The sequence below is a fragment of the Sphingobacterium athyrii genome, assembly GCF_003071065.1.
Lineage (GTDB): Bacteria > Bacteroidota > Bacteroidia > Sphingobacteriales > Sphingobacteriaceae > Sphingobacterium > Sphingobacterium athyrii.
The window spans coordinates 1-15,031 of the sequence record NZ_QCXX01000001.1 but is presented as its reverse complement, the minus strand read 5'-3'; the positions used below and the strand labels follow the sequence as shown (position 1 = coordinate 15,031).

Sequence of the window (15,031 nt, the reverse complement as noted above, 5' to 3'; positions counted from 1 at the left end):
TGCGAGCTGATTTCCTAAGCTTGTTTACAGACCGATGGAGCAAGCTTTGTTGTTATATTTTCCTCATCATCCGTTTGCATTTTTGGGAAAGTGACAAAACTCATCGCAAATGTTACCGCTAATAGCAAGATACTTACCCATAAAACATAATGTACACCATAGTAGACGCTTATTATCCCTCCGAGAAAAGCACCCAGGGAAATGCCGATATTAAAGGATGAGGTAAGTAAGCTATTCACAAATTCAAGAGCGTGATGGGGAATCGACTGAGTTGTCCGGATATTTGAAACCAGAAATCCACCCGTATGAATCATTCCCCAGATAGAGACTATAATAACCATTGGGGCAAATATTCCGCCTAAGTAGTAAGCGAGTACCTGTACCGCGATTAAAGAAGCCAAAAAGAATCTCGCTGTTAATAGCACGTTTCTGTTTAACGCCAGGCCCATCAGCCAATTTCCTAGCGTTCCCATGCCACCGAAGAGCAGCAACATAACGCTGATCTGTGCACCATCCATCTTAGTAATTTGTTCAAGATAGGCGGTAAGGTAGGTATAACTGGAAAACATCGCCGCCAGTGTACAAATGGTTGAAATCAGGTTGAGCCACAAAAGAGGACTTTTCAGTACCGCGATCTGATTTTGCGTGGATTTTGTATTGTCTGCAGGAATAGAAGGTATAAAAAACAACAGACCTATAAATGCAATTAGACTGATCGCGCTGCTAAGGAAAAATGAAGCCTGCCAATTATTAAATAGATCTACCGCATAGGTTGTCAACGGGATTCCAAGGACAGTCGCTAAGCTGAGACCCAACATGACTGTAGAAACACCCTTTGCTCCGCTATTTTTAAAAGCAATAGCGATAGAGATATTCCAAAATAGCGGATGTAATATGGCTGGCAGGATGCGGGCTACCATCAGCATAGTGAAATTTGAAGAAAATGCGGAGATTAAGTTTGAAAGGACAAATATACTCATAACCAGACATAGGAGAAGTTTCCGATTTATTTTGGTCGTGAAGGAAGTGATAAAAGGTGACGAAACCGCCACCGTTATCGCAAAAGCGCTGAGTAACCATCCGGCAGTATCTAATGATACACCGAACTCGCGGCTAATTGTCGGAAGGATTCCAACTATTCCAAATTCAGTTGTAATTATGCCAAATGCACCCAGTGCCAGGATGTAGATTGATTTTTTCATTGCTATCTAAAGTTTTGATGTAGCAAATTTGAACAGAAATATTGTGAAAAATCAGTATTTATTAATGATAAATAGGTATTTTTGCGTTATGAGAAGAGAGAATATAGATCAATTGGTCAAAGTGGAATACCATCAGGTGGTAAGCTGTCCTTTAAAAGATAACCAGTTTTCCTTTTTTCAAATCATATATGTCATTTGTGGGGAAGGGTTTCTTAAGATTAACAACAATACCGCTTCATACAGCAAAGGTAGTCTCATCCTCCTTACACCAAATGATCAGCATAATTTGGAAGTAATCGAACATACAGAACTTTTGCTCGTTAAGTTCAGCGAGCGATACGTAAAAGACTACAAATGGAATAGCATAAATTCGATGGAATGTCTATTATATGGGGCTTCCTATTTGTCCGGGTGCATTTTACAGAATAAACCTGATGTTATTCTGGTTGATTCGATTGTTTCCTCGCTTCTCCATGGCATCAATCATCCGGACCTCTTTCAGGAAGAGCTGACCTTACATTATGTGAATGCATTGATTGTCATTGCGGCAAGGAACATTTCAAAGATGAGAGTAGCTCATGTGGCATCCAATACAGATAAGCGGGTGTTAGACATTATTAATTATATTCAGGGAAATATCCATGATCCGGCATTGTTAAAAGTATCTTCAATCGCTCATAAATTTGGCTTCTCTGAAAGTTATCTTGGCAGCTACTTTAAAAAGCAATGCGGTGAAACCATCCAGCATTATATATTAAATTATAAAATGAGATTGATCGAGCATAGACTTCTTTTTAGTGATATGCGGATCAATGAAATTGTGTCCGAATTTGGTTTTTCAGATGAGAGCCATCTGAATAAATTCTTTAAAAAGACACACGTAATGAGCCTGACAGAATTCAGAAAAACGAAAGGACGTGTAGCAATGCAAGCTTAAGAATCCGGAAAATCCGGGAAACAAAACTGTTTCCCGGATTTTTTGTCTATTGCTAGTCAGTACAGTAGATTTTTATTTTAAACAGCTAGTTCATTTTCTAAATAGACCTGTCTGAGCTGTGATCCCCATGCGTTGACCGTATGATCGTCTGCACGGTCAGCCCGATCAAAGAAAAAGTGTCGCTTGATTTCAAGACCACAATAACTATATATACCATTATCAGAGGTCAATTGTAGGGCTTTGTCCATCCCGGTTTCTTGGTATTCCATCATTGATTTACCGTGAGAATTGATAATGTATGCGGATTTTCCGGTCAGCAGGCCTTTTTGAACACCGGCATCATATCTGTAGGCAAATCCATAACTGAATACACGGTCTATATATCCTTTCATAATGGCAGGCATACCTGTCCACCAGATGGGATATATAAAAGTAATGGCATCGGCCCAGATAATATAGTCCTGCTCTCTTTTTACGTCCTGATCCACAATTCCCCGACGTTGGCCGTTGATATCATCATAGGACAATACCGGATTAAAATTTAATTGATAGAGATCTCTTACGATGACTTCCTGTCCATTTTGTAGCAAGGTGTCTTTAACAATTTGCTTAAAGTGATTGTTTAAACTGCCGTCAATTGGGTGCGCATAGATGATGAGATGTTTCATTTTTTTTATTTTTAATTGATTGAATGGAACAAATCTATCAGGAATGCAATCGGTAAAATTGTAAGAAAACGAAAAGGTCTATCCATCAGATGCCCTGCAGACATCCCGCTGAAATTTTAAAAATTTTTTAGGTGAAGTGTTGATAAAATGTTTGAAGTCGTGAATCAACTGGCTTTGATCATAATAGCCACATTCCTCGATTATTTCAAACCAATTTACCTTTTCTGTTGACGAGGCTAGCTGTTGGATGAATCCAATCGCCTTGATAAAACGCTCATATCGACTCAATTCTTTGGCGCTGAATCCAAAATGTTTTTTATGGATAAGCTGGATATTTCTTTCACTGTGTCCGATTTGCTCAGCAACAGATTTAACAGGATTCAGTGGTCCGGATTGAAAATGGAAAAGTAGAGCAGCAACATCATCCTGCGACCTCAAGTAAGGCTTACAAAAATTTAAGATAAACTTTACTTTTTCTGCCACATCGTCGATTTCATTTAGCTGCTGCCATAAATAGTGAAAGCAATTGTCCAACAGGAGCTCGTCAGGATCCATGGTCTGATGCCCGGAAAGGTGTGGTCTACCAAAAAAACGATAAAAAGCATCAGCTTTGAAATTGGCGATCAATAGCTGTGTCCCGGGGAGTAAAGTGTAAGAAAAGGCCTGTTTAACCGGGCCGAGTACAAGGCAGTTACCAATGCTGATTTTAGCCTTTTCTTTGGAGATAAGTAAGGCCGGTGTCCCGAAATTAAACACCATCATAGTCTGAAATGATGGTAACAGTGTTTTTGTAATAGTGTTTTTTGATGTATTCGCTGCAAAGTAAAAATGAGAAAACACCGTTTCAAATTCCTCCGGAACGGGTATCCTATAGCTTTGATATGTTTCTTGGTCCGTGCTCATCAGTTTTCCAATGCCAATTTAATAAAAAATATACGCTAAAATCTGACATCCGATAGTCATTTAGAAAAATTGCCTGAATCTGAAACACCTGGCGTAGATAGGAGGCAAGCGATGGACAAAAAAAACGTGTAGCAGAGATCTGCTACACGTCCTTAGAAGATGCGCCATGCAACTCCCAGATTGACTATTCTACTTAATTAAGCGATACGTACGTTTGTGGCATTAATGCCTTTTTTTCCGTTTTCCAAGTCAAATGTTACGCTATCATTTTCGCGTACTTCATTGATCAGACCGGTAACATGTACGAAAATGTCTTCACCACCATCAGCTGGTGTAATAAAACCGAAACCTTTTGTCTGGTTAAAGAATTTTACTGTTCCTTCTTGCATTGTATTATATATTAGTATTAAATTATTCTGTTTACACACGCTGTATAAAGGATGCTGTCCCAACAACGAGAAATAATCCATTTGTTTGCAAGAAATGATGTTTTGTATTTAATGGGCTTGGGGTTTATGCAAGTTCAAAAAGGTACTTCACTATTATTTTGAAAACAAAATTAGCTTCTGGAAATGCAAAAACTGAGCGGAAAGGGATACTTGACGATTTCAGAAAAGCAAAGGCGGAACCTGATTATGATACAAGTATAGGTATAAATTATTGGTATATAGTATATTTTGTGATTTATTTTCAGAATAAATTCATTTACTGCCTTTATATCGCATTAAAGCTCCTTCTTCCGGTACAAATTACGAGTGAAGAAGAAGGAGTTTTTAATTTTGCTATGCAGGACCATATTGGATCACTCGACTAAGTTTATTTTGACATGGCATGAATAACCCCGATATGCGACCTAAACGCTGCCCAAAAAGTCCTGAATTCGTTGTATTGCAATTTATACTCCTTGCAAGTTTGTTTTACGATACGGTTGAGCGCGGGATAATGCACATGGCTTATTTTGGGAAACAGATGATGCTCTACCTGAAAGTTAAGTCCACCGAGCAGCCAGGTCAATATCTTACTCCTTGTAGCGAAATTGGCCGTAGACTGGATCTGATGAATCATCCATTCTTCTTCCACACGCGCCCCTTCGATTGTCTTAAATTCAGTTCCGGAAACAACGTGAGCCAGTTGAAATACCGTCGCCAGACTCATTCCGCAGACAACGCCAGCGATCAACAAGCCAAAGAGGGTAGGAAGCCAACCGACAAAGATAATGGGAAGAACCACAAATAGCGTGAAATGCACAATCTTACTGAGCCAAAAAATGACACGTTCCCTGACCGGAAAATGAAAACGCTCGGTTTGATTTCCCATGCGGCCGCGGAAATATTTCTCATAATCCTGATAAAAAATCCAGGCCAAATAGGAGATACCATATAACAGCGGAAAGTAAAACCGTTGATAGCGGTGGTGTTTTTTCAACTTCTGATCATGGTGGATACGCATAAATTTAATTTCAATATCGTGGTCCTCACCATCGATATTGGTATACGTATGGTGGGCGATATTATGCTTGAGTTTCCAAAAATAGATATTGCCGCCCAAGAGATTGAGTGTATAGGACAATACCGTATTCAGACGTTTGTTATCCGAAAACGAATTATGTCCGGCATCGTGCATGATATTGAAGCCGATCGCAGCCAAGTTGGCCCCGAAAATAAGGCATAGCACGACAGCAATGCTCCAATGAAGCGGAACGAAGACCAAGAGAATATATAAAAGGATAAAAGTGGTCAAAAGAATAGCAGCTTTCAAAAATATCCTTCGGTTGCCGGTTTTTTGCTTTAACGAGTTATTAAAATAATGATTGATTTTTTGCTTTAACGCTTTGGAGAACAATGTATTAACATTGTCGAATTTAACAGACTGGGACATGTGATTTCTGACGGTGGAGATATTTCTCGTATTTAATTTGCAATCTAAAGTGATTGGCTGATGTGAAGTTACGTTTTATATTTGAATCAACACTATCCCACAACGTTAAATGCATGTTAAAATATTGATTTTTCAATAAACTTAGGGCATTGCCAATTAAAACAAAAAAGCCCGAGCGTAAATTTCGGGCTTTTTATTATTTGCTTATGCAAATCAAGTTTTACATCTTAATCAAGATCTTCGATTGTAGCATTGGGTGCATTTGATTTTACGGATTCAATTCCGTTTTCCATTCCACTTGCACTTTCGTACATTTCACTTGTTCCGATAACTTGACCATTGGTCGCTTTCAGATTGAAGTAATGTTTACCATTTGTCGAAGTCTTTCTGTCAAATTTATCATCGTCCTGAGCATTTCTTTTTACCGATTCAACGCCGTTTAAGCAATTTGCCTTGGTTTTATAGCCCTCACTACTCAGAATTACCTGACCATTTCCTGCTTTTAAATTAAACTGAAACTCACCATCTTTTCTTGTTTTCACTACAAATTTTCCCATTTTTTTCTATTATAAATTTTATGTGATAAATGTGATTCTTTATTATACCATTAAAGATAACGTATAAAATTATTTTTATTGTGAAACAATGATTAAATATTGGGCATAAAGTTATTAACATATTGAAATGGTAGACAAATGTTTACATCATCTGATCAATTTACCTGACCTTTTTGTTGAAAGTTCCTTTGATTATATCAATTAGATTGGGCAAAACCACAACCGTGAAATCATCAATATCGGACATGTTGGTATCCTTGAAATATTATACATGGTGAAGGGAGTTGATCGGCATTGGGGCAAGATTAATCTGAGTGAAAAGTTACACCTTGAATATGGTATTTTCTCGATAACGCTTAATATTTGAATACGCACGGATCTGAAAAGAAACCCAGCGGATTGTAAATATAATAACATTATCATTTTTATTTTGTATATACTTGATTGAATAAAAAATCCTATACAAATTATCTTTAAAGACGACGAGACGGATATAATTTACAACTTATAAAAAACTTCCCAAACTTTGATAGTAATTTTATGACAGACAAAAGTTTACAAAAATTAAGACAACAAATAGTCGATGAAACAGATGGGGGTAAATTTTCCAAACTGATAGAAAAATTATTGAAAAAATATTCATCAACTGACAGAGAATATGTTTTGAATATCTTAACAGATTACGCAAGAAGTGGACAAATTTTGCATTGGCGAAATTTTCTACTGACTGATATTATAGAACTTGTAAACGAAGATGAAGCTAACTACGCTGACTTTTTCGAATGGTGCATCACTCAGCCTGAATTAACGTATTGGGGCATTGACGGGCTATTAAAAACCAGCGGCAAAAAATCATTTCCGGCACTAATTGAAATTCTAAAAAACCAAAGTTTTAATACTTCAATCCGTGCAAAAGCAATTAAAAGTATCTCATTATTTAGCAAACAACCTTTTGACCGAGAACTACCGAAAGATCCAGGATATTGGAAAGAAGCAGATTTAAGAATTGAAGAAATAGAGATCTGGCAGAAAAATGGTTTTCAAGACGGTGGAGGCTATCCAGAACCGAAAACACATATTTCGCTAGAAAATCCAAAAACAGAACTTGAAAAAATTGCTTCAAAACTTAACAAAAAACTCGAAGCACAAAGAGCTAAAAACCGAGACTTATCAAACCCGACAAACTGGCTCGTTATTGCAGACGAAACCGACATTTTAAACATAGAGAAAAAATGGAAATTACCGGAAAATTATTTGTTGTTCCTCAAAAACTACTCGCCTTTAAACGTATTCATTGACAACAAAAAATACTTTCAAGGTTTGCATTTGTATGGAGCTTCTGACCTGATAAATAGACAGGAAGGCTATTCATTTAATCCGGTAACCAACGAATCAATTGCCGATTGGCCAAAGAATTATGTTGTAATTGCTGATGCAGGAGCTGACCCGTATTGCATAGACATTAATGAAATAACAGAAAATGATGCACCAATTTATACAAGTATACACGGGAGTGGTGAGTGGGAATTTGAATTATATGCAGACAACTTCCTAACCTTTTTAAAAGAAATTGCGAAAAAATAATATTGACACTATGGATACAACAGAATTCAACCATTTACCTGATGAACTTAAGGAAAAAATTATAAAATCCAGACAGGCTTTTCTTCAAGCACGAGAAATCAGCGATAAGATTTCGGGCTCATTTCATATTTGTAATCTGAGTGTTTCCGCTACAGCAGACCACGCGATTTCAATAAGTGGCACCACTGACAATGAGGACGAAAAAATTGCTATCCAAAATTTTGTATTACAAATGGAAAATGTTTCAAGTGTCTTCAATGGAATTGAAGTTTTACCAAATCCACCCACAGCGCTAAGCTTGGTTGCCAATGGAAAGGAGTTTTTCGTCACTACGTTGGTAGAATTGAAAACTGTAGTTGCACAATTTCATGAAACCGAATTTGTTGAATATACTCTTAGTGGACATGATGAAACTACAATTATATTATTGAGAAATTCAACTCATTCATTTGCAATATATTTCCGATTCAACGGCGATGCTGGGTGCACTACGCATAATTCGAAAGGGACAACTATTGAAATGAAAGACTTTATATTGATAAATGGACAAAGGGATGAGTACCCTACGGCATTGCTTGTTGATAATAAAGATGGTTTAGAAATACTGCAATTTTACTTATTAACAGGAGAAATGTATCCCGGAATTGAATGGCGAGAAGAATAATTATCATGGAAATAAATCTTGCATCATATTTTCAGTACAGAGAAAACCTTCAAACAAATTGCTAACGATAAGCTGGTCCATTTTATTCTGATCAGTTGCAATTAAAAAGAAGAAGCTATCCCACTCAATGGTAAACCGAAAGCCACTATTACAGTGAACAGGACAACGAATTCTGAAAGAATACAAACTAAAACATTTTTGGAAGAATGACAGAACAACAGGTTGAAAAGATATTACGAAAACTCAGTAATCAAAAGATGTTTGGTGAGACAGAGAAAGCTATCGCTAATTTACATATTTTAAATAACGAGTTCCCAAAAGAGAAGAAATATTTAGCTCTTTTGGGAAGTATATATTTTGATGCTGATTCTATGGATAAAGCCGAAGAATATTGTACAAAGGCTTTGGAAATCGATCCTGATTACGCGGAAGCGTATGAGATTAAAGGTCTTATCGCTGAAAAGAAGGGCGATAATGAGCTTGCCGAAAAATACTATAAAGAATCAGTTTCCAAGGAGAAGCTATTCAAGATGGGGTATTTGCGGCTTGTACTGTTATACCATAAGCTTGAACGGTATGACGAAGCAATAATGCAGGCTGAATACCTTCTTGCTAATTTTGATAAGAACCGAAATGAATACCCTGCAGAAGATCAAAGGAAAATCTTTGCGCAATGGCTATCTTTAGCGTACAACAGACTTTATTCATCACTGATACGGACTGGGCAATTTGAAAAAGCCGCTGACAAAATAAACGAGTATGTTGCATTCCGAAGTAATTACATTAAAGACCCCTATCAATTTCTTTCCGAAGATGAGTTATTGTTCAAGTTATACCATGCTGCGAAAGACACCGAAAAGATGAAGGAATCAGAGGAAAAAATGCTTAACCATTATATGGTTCCATTAGACGTAGTTGAGTCGATGAAGAAAGATGTTGAGCAGGGTTATATAGAAAGTGCTAACCCAGCAAACTATACTGTATAATTAGTAATAAATCGGATGATTTTCATCCATAATTAAAACATGTCTGGACTTTTGAACCCTGTAGAATATAGATTCTCGTTTCACAAGAAGAGTTCCTACAAAGGTAAATTGCTATTTAACATAGAATCCAGCGGTACACTCACTTTAGAAAAAGTGGATGCTAATGCTGACGAACAAAGTTTTAAGGCACAATAAATTAGAGAAACTTTAGAAAATGGAGAGGTGGATCAAGTTTGATTTTTTTACTAAAAATATTAGTTTTAATAAGGTTGTTTGCTTATATTTGTGTTGTTAACCAATTTAAAAACAATATATTATGAGTGAATTTAAGCAGTCGAAATATATCGATATCACAACAGATTATGGCTTTAAAAAAGTTTTCGGATCAGATACTAATAAGGATCTTCTCATTGCTTTCTTAAACGAACTTTTTAGAGGTCGCAAGGTTATTGCTGATTTATATTATAACAAAAATGAGCATGTCGGGGATACAGAGGATATTGGTACCGTTATTTTTGATCTGACCTGTACGGCAGACAATGGCGAACGTTTTATTATTGAAGTGCAGCGCACGGCACAGATTAATCTGAAAAAGCGCATGCTTTACTACAGTAGTAAATTGATAGCCGACCAGGCACCTAAGGGCAACCGTAGGGCTTGGAATTATGCAATTAGTGAAGTCTATATCATTGTATTGATGGACGGATTTACGATGCCTGATGTGGGCGCAGAGAAGTGTTTTTTGCACGATATTTGTTTATGTTATCGTGATCATGGTAAAATATTTTACGACGATCTTGGCTTTATATATATAGAATTGGTTAACTTTGTTAAAGCTGAGGCCGAGTTAGATAACGATTTAGATCGTTGGCTTTATATACTGAAAAACATGTCCTCGCTGAAGGGACTTTCAAAATATCTGCGAAAACCGATATTTGAAAAGCTGTTTCAGTTGGCAGAGTATAGCAAACTAAAACCGGAGGAACGAGAGATGTACAATGTAAGTTTAAAGAATAAATGGGATGCCGAAAGTATCCGAAGTAGCCAGGAAGAGTTCTTAAAACGAGCGCGCGAAAAAGCAATGGCTGAGGGGAAAGCTGAAGGGAAAGCTGAGGGGAAAGCCGAGGGTATTGTTCAGGGGAAAGCTCAAGGTGAAGCTATAGGAAAGGCTAAGGGAATTGCAGAGGGGAAAGCCAAAGTAATAAAAAACCTGTTGTCTTTGGATAAGTTTTCGATTTCGGATATAGCCGAACTGGCGAACGTCACTGTAGAGTTTGTAAAGCAAATCGAGGCAGAGGAGAAGGATACTAAAGGAAAATAAAGCATATTACAATATAGGGTTTTAAGGCTACTTGGATACTATCCAAGCGGCCTTTTCCTTTTTATAGGATAATTTGGTGTTTTATGATACGAAGGATTTGGTTTTATTTACTTGCAATTGATTAATTTTGTGAAAAGCGAAGCGGAGTTGTCAACTGATCTTGACATGGTATTTTATATGTTAAAGCATCTGTCGACGCTGAAGAAACTACCGAAGATCATGGACAGTTCAATTTTCCAACGTTTTTTTCGTCTGGCACGCTACGCAAAGTTATCAAAGGAGGATCAGGCTATGTATGACATCAGTTTAAAGCGCAAATGGGATGCAGAGGTTGTTCGTCAATGGCAGATTGAGGAGCAAGAACGTAAAATTGCAGAAGGCATGGAGAAGGGGTTGGCAGAAGGAATGGAGAAAGGAATGGAGATGGGCATGGAAAAAGGATTGGAGAAGGGATTGGCAGAAGGGGAGCGTAAGAAATCTATTGAGGTTGCTCGGGAATTGAAAAAGGAGGGAGCTGCATTAGAATTGATTATACGATGTACCAAACTTACCGCCGAAGAGATCGAGAAGCTCTAGATAGAGGGAGTGTAAAGGCTGAAAATACTGAGTATGTCGATAGGGTTATTCCTGCTGTGACCGAGTGGCGCAACCGTCCACTTGAGCCTATTTATCCCTTTATTTTCCTTAACTGCATACACTTTAAAGTAAGAGAACAGCTCTGTTCAGAGTCGTGCGGTTTATAATATCCTGGGCATTAATAGAGAAGGTAAAAAGGCGAGCTCAGACAGCGTGGTGTGGAAGATATTCTTGTCGCCTGTGTTTACTGACTAAAAGGCTTTCCAGAAGCTATTGAATCTGTTTATCCTAAAAAACAGATTCAGTTCTATATTGTACACCAGATCCATACGAGTTTCCGTTACGTTATTCCACTTATTTTGAGTATCCGCCAGAGATAAGACGCGCAATTTACACAACTAATGCTAAAAGCAATGCACCGGCAGGTCAGGAAAGTGACTAGTATACGCTTTCACTTCAAACAATTTTTGGATGTCGAGCCAAAATTCAGATATTCCCATCTGATATAACCTAGTTCTAGATGGTGTACTTCCTTGTGCCATTTACATCATTCAACTGCCCTTAATGATTTTTTTAATTATATTGCTTGAACCAATGAGGGGGGCATCATTTAAAGATAATATCTCTAAAGAGTTGGGCAAAAATTTATAAAAGTAAAACTAATGAAAAAACCAATCATACTATTTTCAGGAGAATCGCTTTGCTGTTCAACATCAATAACTATAAGAAAATTAACAATACTCCTTTTCACAACCGTCTTTTTTCTTCAATGCTGCGGAAGCGGAACGGTGAAGAAAGCAACTGAGACATCAAGTCAAATAACAAAAGCTGCTGAAAAAAGCAGCACGGATATTGATACAAGTGTTGAAAATAAAGACAAGTTAAAAATCAAATATTCTGAACATAAAAATCTTCTTGATATTTTGACAAAGCTGCCTACACATACAATGGAAAGCTGGAAATGGAGTGAGAGCGAACGGATTAAATTTGTGAAATTCATACAGAAAAATGATTTTGCATTGAGCTCATCTCCTTATTTTTCAAAATTTTCTTTAATTGGAGCAAATACGATAGGAATACAAGTTGTGGACGGATATTGGACGTTAGCAATTTATAAGATAAAAACCAATAATTATATCGCAATAACAGACGATATTGTAGGAGACGGAAATGATTTACACGCATTTGAATATAAAGACGGACAATTAATCGAAATTAACTTTGTGAATTTGTTTGACAACAACTTTTTTTCCAACTTATTGATAAATGACAAAGATGAATGCGAGGGGTTATTAGAAGACAGCTTAATTGGGTTTGAATACGATTTTAGCCAAACTACAAATATAGTAATCAGCAACTCAAGTTATTTGAAAGAACGAGAACATCAAAATTGTCTGAAAGGAAATACGATGAATTACAAATTTAACTCGGGTACGAAAAAATTCGATTTAACAGCAACCTATTGGAAAAAAAGCAAAGAATGAAAAACAATTCGTTTACTATAGAAAATTTATTCCGGAGCAGCAATCATTCAAGGCGAAATAGACCATCCCGAGGTTGCATGAACGAAAATGTACGAATTAGTTAATAAAGGAAATTTGATGACCCTTATCGGTGTGCAGCCTATTTAAAGCCACCCAATGGTGAGAGCGTCAATCTGTCCATTTTAATTTAAAGATTGTCAAAAACTACGTTAGGGAGTAATTTTATGAATACAAGAGACAAATTAAACTCCAGGGAAAATTTTATGGAGATTATCGCTAGACAAAATGAGTATATCGAAGAGGAGTTAGAGGACCTATCAGGATATGGCTCGGAGGATACAGAAGAAATCTCTGAAACATATAAAAATTTAAGCAAATACTCAGTGGATAATATGATCGCCACATATTCCGCAGGTGAGGCCATATCTAAGATCAAAGAAGAATATATCAGAACACTAGAATATTTTACACATTATTGGGAGCAATCCAGTAGTTATGTTCAGATGGTTTGGATGCTTTCAATCGGAATTATGCTAAATATTGAACAAAAAGATTTCTTTAAACTTGTAGAATGTGTTAAAAATGACAACCTTAACGATTATCTAGTTGACTTTTTAATAGGTAGTAGAGTGGAAAACTGGTCAGTTCATAAAAGTTTTAAATTTTCTAAACCATACAAAGCACTTACGGAAGTAATTGATTTGGCAAAAAGCGATAAAGATGAAGCTTTAAAACATTTAATAACTTATTTACAAAAAGATTGGTATAAAGGACATTCGGACACCGGATGGTATGATGTACATAAATCTAAATGGAATATTCATACCGGATATTGGAGTTTTGAGAGCGGCGTGCTGGTAAAAGTTCTAGGTTTAGATGATAGTAGTTTGAAAGATCAGCAGTATTATCCTTATGATTTGGTTCATTGGAAAGATTAACCAACATGGAGAAATATGTGACGATTTTAAAGAGTTTTGTGTGATCCTATAGATTATCAGCAGCACAGCCCAATCTTTGTCCGATTGGACTTTGTTGTTTTAAAGTGTTTCTAGTCATCAATGGAGAGATTATTTTTGTAGAAATTCTGATAGGAGGGGAGCACAAGTAGGTGCGGATAATATACCACCAGATACCCATCGGAAATGGCATTTCCGAGCCCCACTAATGTAGTACCATCCCAAGCAGTAACCAAAGAATGCGAATTTAAGAGGGCTTTCATTAGTAATTCTGCTTTTTTTGCTGAACTGGGAGTGTAAAGCGAACTGTCACATCACCGAAAGCCTTAATTCTATCTCCGAATTCAATATGTAATTGTTGCGTTGTCAAACCCCAATTTAGAATAGGCATAGTCCATTTCTTTGATATATCTTTAATGGTCAGGTAAAGGAGTTTTTAGCTAATTATTTTAGTATTTATAGGTTTTAATTGTTATATTTGCTTATATATAACCAGTAGACTAAATAATATTATGAATAATTTGGATTTTAGTAATCATCCTGATTTTCAGGATAAGCCCGTGTTTATCGATCCTACGGTTGATATTGGCTTCAAGATTCTGTTTGGGGACAAGCGGAATCTGCTGAATTTTCTGAACATCATTTTTCAGGGGAGAAAAGAAATCGTTGACCTTACCTACCGCAATACGGAACGAATAGGGCGTGGTGAAGAGGCTGGAACGGTCATATTTGATATTATTGTAGAGACCACCACCGGCGAAGAAGTGATTATCGAGATGCAGACGAGCAATCATAGGAACTTTAAAAAGCGTATGTTGTACTATGGGTGCAATGTAGTTTCTGAGAAAGCGCCACGGGGCAACCGAGCAGGATGGGGGTATGACATTCCGGAGGTTTATACCATTGTTGTTATGGACAATTTTAAGATGCAGGGCGTGGACGATGGCTGTTATTTTCACGATATTTGCCTGTGTGACAGGGGTGATGGGAAAATATTTTACGAAGGATTTGGTTTTATTTACTTGCAATTGATTAATTTTGTGAAAAGCGAAGCGGAGTTGTCAACTGATCTTGACATGGTATTTTATATGTTAAAGCATCTGTCGACGCTGAAGAAACTACCGAAGATCATGGACAGTTCAATTTTCCAACGTTTTTTTCGTCTGGCACGCTACGCAAAGTTATCAAAGGAGGATCAGGCTATGTATGACATCAGTTTAAAGCGCAAATGGGATGCAGAGGTTGTTCGTCAATGGCAGATTGAGGAGCAAGAACGTAAAATTGCAGAAGGCATGGAGAAGGGGTTGGCAGAAGG

Annotated in this window: 16 protein-coding genes and 2 pseudogenes; 11 read left to right on the top strand and 7 right to left on the bottom strand. The window is 37.0% G+C overall.

Annotation, left to right across the window (positions count from 1 at the left end):
• Nucleotides 1-14: 14 nt before the first annotated feature.
• Nucleotides 15-1,202 carry an MFS transporter gene (locus DCO56_RS00090; RefSeq protein ID WP_108631762.1) on the bottom strand — a complete coding sequence of 396 codons (1,188 nt, stop codon included), beginning with the start codon at nt 1,200-1,202 and terminating at the stop codon, nt 15-17.
• A gap of 88 nt (nt 1,203-1,290) precedes the next feature.
• Between DCO56_RS00090 and DCO56_RS00085 the strand changes: the two genes are divergently transcribed.
• Nucleotides 1,291-2,139 carry an AraC family transcriptional regulator gene (locus tag DCO56_RS00085; protein WP_108631761.1) on the top strand — a complete coding sequence of 283 codons (849 nt, stop codon included), beginning with the start codon at nt 1,291-1,293 and terminating at the stop codon, nt 2,137-2,139.
• A 77-nt stretch (nt 2,140-2,216) separates the two neighbouring features.
• Here the strand turns inward: DCO56_RS00085 and DCO56_RS00080 are convergent, their stop codons facing one another.
• The 3 genes from DCO56_RS00080 to DCO56_RS00070 all read right to left on the bottom strand — a co-directional run bounded on the left by DCO56_RS00080 (nt 2,217) and on the right by DCO56_RS00070 (nt 4,099).
• Nucleotides 2,217-2,807, bottom strand: coding sequence for an NAD(P)H-dependent oxidoreductase (locus DCO56_RS00080; RefSeq protein WP_108631760.1), 591 nt, complete (start codon nt 2,805-2,807; stop codon nt 2,217-2,219).
• Nucleotides 2,808-2,885: 78 nt separating this feature from the next.
• Nucleotides 2,886-3,710: a helix-turn-helix transcriptional regulator gene (locus tag DCO56_RS00075; RefSeq protein ID WP_108631759.1), complete on the bottom strand. Its 825-nt coding sequence runs from the start codon at nt 3,708-3,710 to the stop codon at nt 2,886-2,888.
• 197 nt (nt 3,711-3,907) lie between these two features.
• Complete coding sequence (locus DCO56_RS00070) at nt 3,908-4,099, bottom strand: cold-shock protein (protein WP_104381945.1); 192 nt, start codon at nt 4,097-4,099, stop codon at nt 3,908-3,910.
• Nucleotides 4,100-4,257: 158 nt separating this feature from the next.
• On the opposite strand from DCO56_RS00070, the gene DCO56_RS00065 reads away from it, so the two are divergent.
• The gene (locus DCO56_RS00065) at nt 4,258-4,524 is read left to right on the top strand and encodes a hypothetical protein (protein ID WP_108631758.1); all 267 of its coding nucleotides are present in this window, start codon (nt 4,258-4,260) and stop codon (nt 4,522-4,524) included.
• Between the two features lie 2 nt (nt 4,525-4,526).
• On the opposite strand, the gene DCO56_RS00060 is transcribed toward DCO56_RS00065, so the two are convergent.
• Complete coding sequence (locus DCO56_RS00060) at nt 4,527-5,588, bottom strand: fatty acid desaturase family protein (protein WP_108631757.1); 1,062 nt, start codon at nt 5,586-5,588, stop codon at nt 4,527-4,529.
• 227 nt (nt 5,589-5,815) lie between these two features.
• A complete protein-coding gene (locus DCO56_RS00055; protein ID WP_108631756.1) occupies nt 5,816-6,145 on the bottom strand; it encodes a YegP family protein in 330 nt (109 codons plus the stop codon).
• 540 nt (nt 6,146-6,685) lie between these two features.
• Between DCO56_RS00055 and DCO56_RS00050 the strand changes: the two genes are divergently transcribed.
• The 8 genes and pseudogenes from DCO56_RS00050 to DCO56_RS00015 all read left to right on the top strand — a co-directional run bounded on the left by DCO56_RS00050 (nt 6,686) and on the right by DCO56_RS00015 (nt 13,698).
• Nucleotides 6,686-7,729, top strand: a complete 1,044-nt coding sequence (locus DCO56_RS00050) for an SMI1/KNR4 family protein (RefSeq protein ID WP_108631755.1) — start codon at nt 6,686-6,688, stop codon at nt 7,727-7,729.
• 10 nt (nt 7,730-7,739) lie between these two features.
• Nucleotides 7,740-8,393 (top strand): BON domain-containing protein, encoded by a 654-nt coding sequence (locus DCO56_RS00045; RefSeq protein ID WP_108631754.1) that lies wholly within the window; start codon nt 7,740-7,742, stop codon nt 8,391-8,393.
• Between the two features lie 206 nt (nt 8,394-8,599).
• Nucleotides 8,600-9,379 (top strand): tetratricopeptide repeat protein, encoded by a 780-nt coding sequence (locus DCO56_RS00040; RefSeq protein WP_108631753.1) that lies wholly within the window; start codon nt 8,600-8,602, stop codon nt 9,377-9,379.
• 316 nt (nt 9,380-9,695) lie between these two features.
• On the top strand, nt 9,696-10,700 hold the full coding sequence (locus tag DCO56_RS00035) for an Rpn family recombination-promoting nuclease/putative transposase (protein ID WP_108631752.1): 1,005 nt from the start codon (nt 9,696-9,698) through the stop codon (nt 10,698-10,700).
• A 102-nt stretch (nt 10,701-10,802) separates the two neighbouring features.
• Nucleotides 10,803-11,276, top strand: a pseudogene (locus tag DCO56_RS00030) (PD-(D/E)XK nuclease family transposase); the annotation flags it as partial.
• Nucleotides 11,258-11,734 (top strand): annotated as a pseudogene (locus DCO56_RS30005) (transposase); the annotation flags it as partial. The pseudogenes DCO56_RS00030 and DCO56_RS30005, both read left to right, overlap by 19 nt.
• Nucleotides 11,735-11,938: 204 nt before the next feature.
• A complete protein-coding gene (locus tag DCO56_RS00020) occupies nt 11,939-12,760 on the top strand; it encodes a hypothetical protein (RefSeq protein WP_146190947.1) in 822 nt (273 codons plus the stop codon).
• Nucleotides 12,761-12,984: 224 nt separating this feature from the next.
• A complete protein-coding gene (locus DCO56_RS00015; RefSeq protein WP_108631748.1) occupies nt 12,985-13,698 on the top strand; it encodes a PoNi-like cognate immunity protein in 714 nt (237 codons plus the stop codon).
• A 110-nt stretch (nt 13,699-13,808) separates the two neighbouring features.
• On the opposite strand, the gene DCO56_RS00010 is transcribed toward DCO56_RS00015, so the two are convergent.
• Nucleotides 13,809-13,979, bottom strand: a complete 171-nt coding sequence (locus DCO56_RS00010) for a hypothetical protein (protein WP_219929276.1) — start codon at nt 13,977-13,979, stop codon at nt 13,809-13,811.
• Nucleotides 13,980-14,228: 249 nt separating this feature from the next.
• Between DCO56_RS00010 and DCO56_RS00005 the strand changes: the two genes are divergently transcribed.
• On the top strand, nt 14,229-15,031 hold an 803-nt coding region (locus DCO56_RS00005; protein WP_108632873.1), incomplete at its 3' end, for an Rpn family recombination-promoting nuclease/putative transposase.

What these genes read in the sequence shown, in the direction of transcription:
- DCO56_RS00075 (WP_108631759.1), bottom strand. Translation starts at nt 3,710, where the DNA reads ATGAGCACGGACCAAGAAACATATCAAAGCTATAGGATACCCGTTCCG.
- DCO56_RS00015 (WP_108631748.1), top strand. Translation starts at nt 12,985, where the DNA reads ATGAATACAAGAGACAAATTAAACTCCAGGGAAAATTTTATGGAGATT.
- DCO56_RS00070 (WP_104381945.1), bottom strand. Translation starts at nt 4,099, where the DNA reads ATGCAAGAAGGAACAGTAAAATTCTTTAACCAGACAAAAGGTTTCGGT.
- DCO56_RS00060 (WP_108631757.1), bottom strand. Translation starts at nt 5,588, where the DNA reads ATGTCCCAGTCTGTTAAATTCGACAATGTTAATACATTGTTCTCCAAA.
- DCO56_RS00020 (WP_146190947.1), top strand. Translation starts at nt 11,939, where the DNA reads ATGAAAAAACCAATCATACTATTTTCAGGAGAATCGCTTTGCTGTTCA.
- DCO56_RS00055 (WP_108631756.1), bottom strand. Translation starts at nt 6,145, where the DNA reads ATGGGAAAATTTGTAGTGAAAACAAGAAAAGATGGTGAGTTTCAGTTT.
- DCO56_RS00045 (WP_108631754.1), top strand. Translation starts at nt 7,740, where the DNA reads ATGGATACAACAGAATTCAACCATTTACCTGATGAACTTAAGGAAAAA.
- DCO56_RS00050 (WP_108631755.1), top strand. Translation starts at nt 6,686, where the DNA reads ATGACAGACAAAAGTTTACAAAAATTAAGACAACAAATAGTCGATGAA.
- DCO56_RS00010 (WP_219929276.1), bottom strand. Translation starts at nt 13,979, where the DNA reads ATGAAAGCCCTCTTAAATTCGCATTCTTTGGTTACTGCTTGGGATGGT.
- DCO56_RS00085 (WP_108631761.1), top strand. Translation starts at nt 1,291, where the DNA reads ATGAGAAGAGAGAATATAGATCAATTGGTCAAAGTGGAATACCATCAG.
- DCO56_RS00035 (WP_108631752.1), top strand. Translation starts at nt 9,696, where the DNA reads ATGAGTGAATTTAAGCAGTCGAAATATATCGATATCACAACAGATTAT.
- DCO56_RS00040 (WP_108631753.1), top strand. Translation starts at nt 8,600, where the DNA reads ATGACAGAACAACAGGTTGAAAAGATATTACGAAAACTCAGTAATCAA.
- DCO56_RS00080 (WP_108631760.1), bottom strand. Translation starts at nt 2,807, where the DNA reads ATGAAACATCTCATCATCTATGCGCACCCAATTGACGGCAGTTTAAAC.
- DCO56_RS00090 (WP_108631762.1), bottom strand. Translation starts at nt 1,202, where the DNA reads ATGAAAAAATCAATCTACATCCTGGCACTGGGTGCATTTGGCATAATT.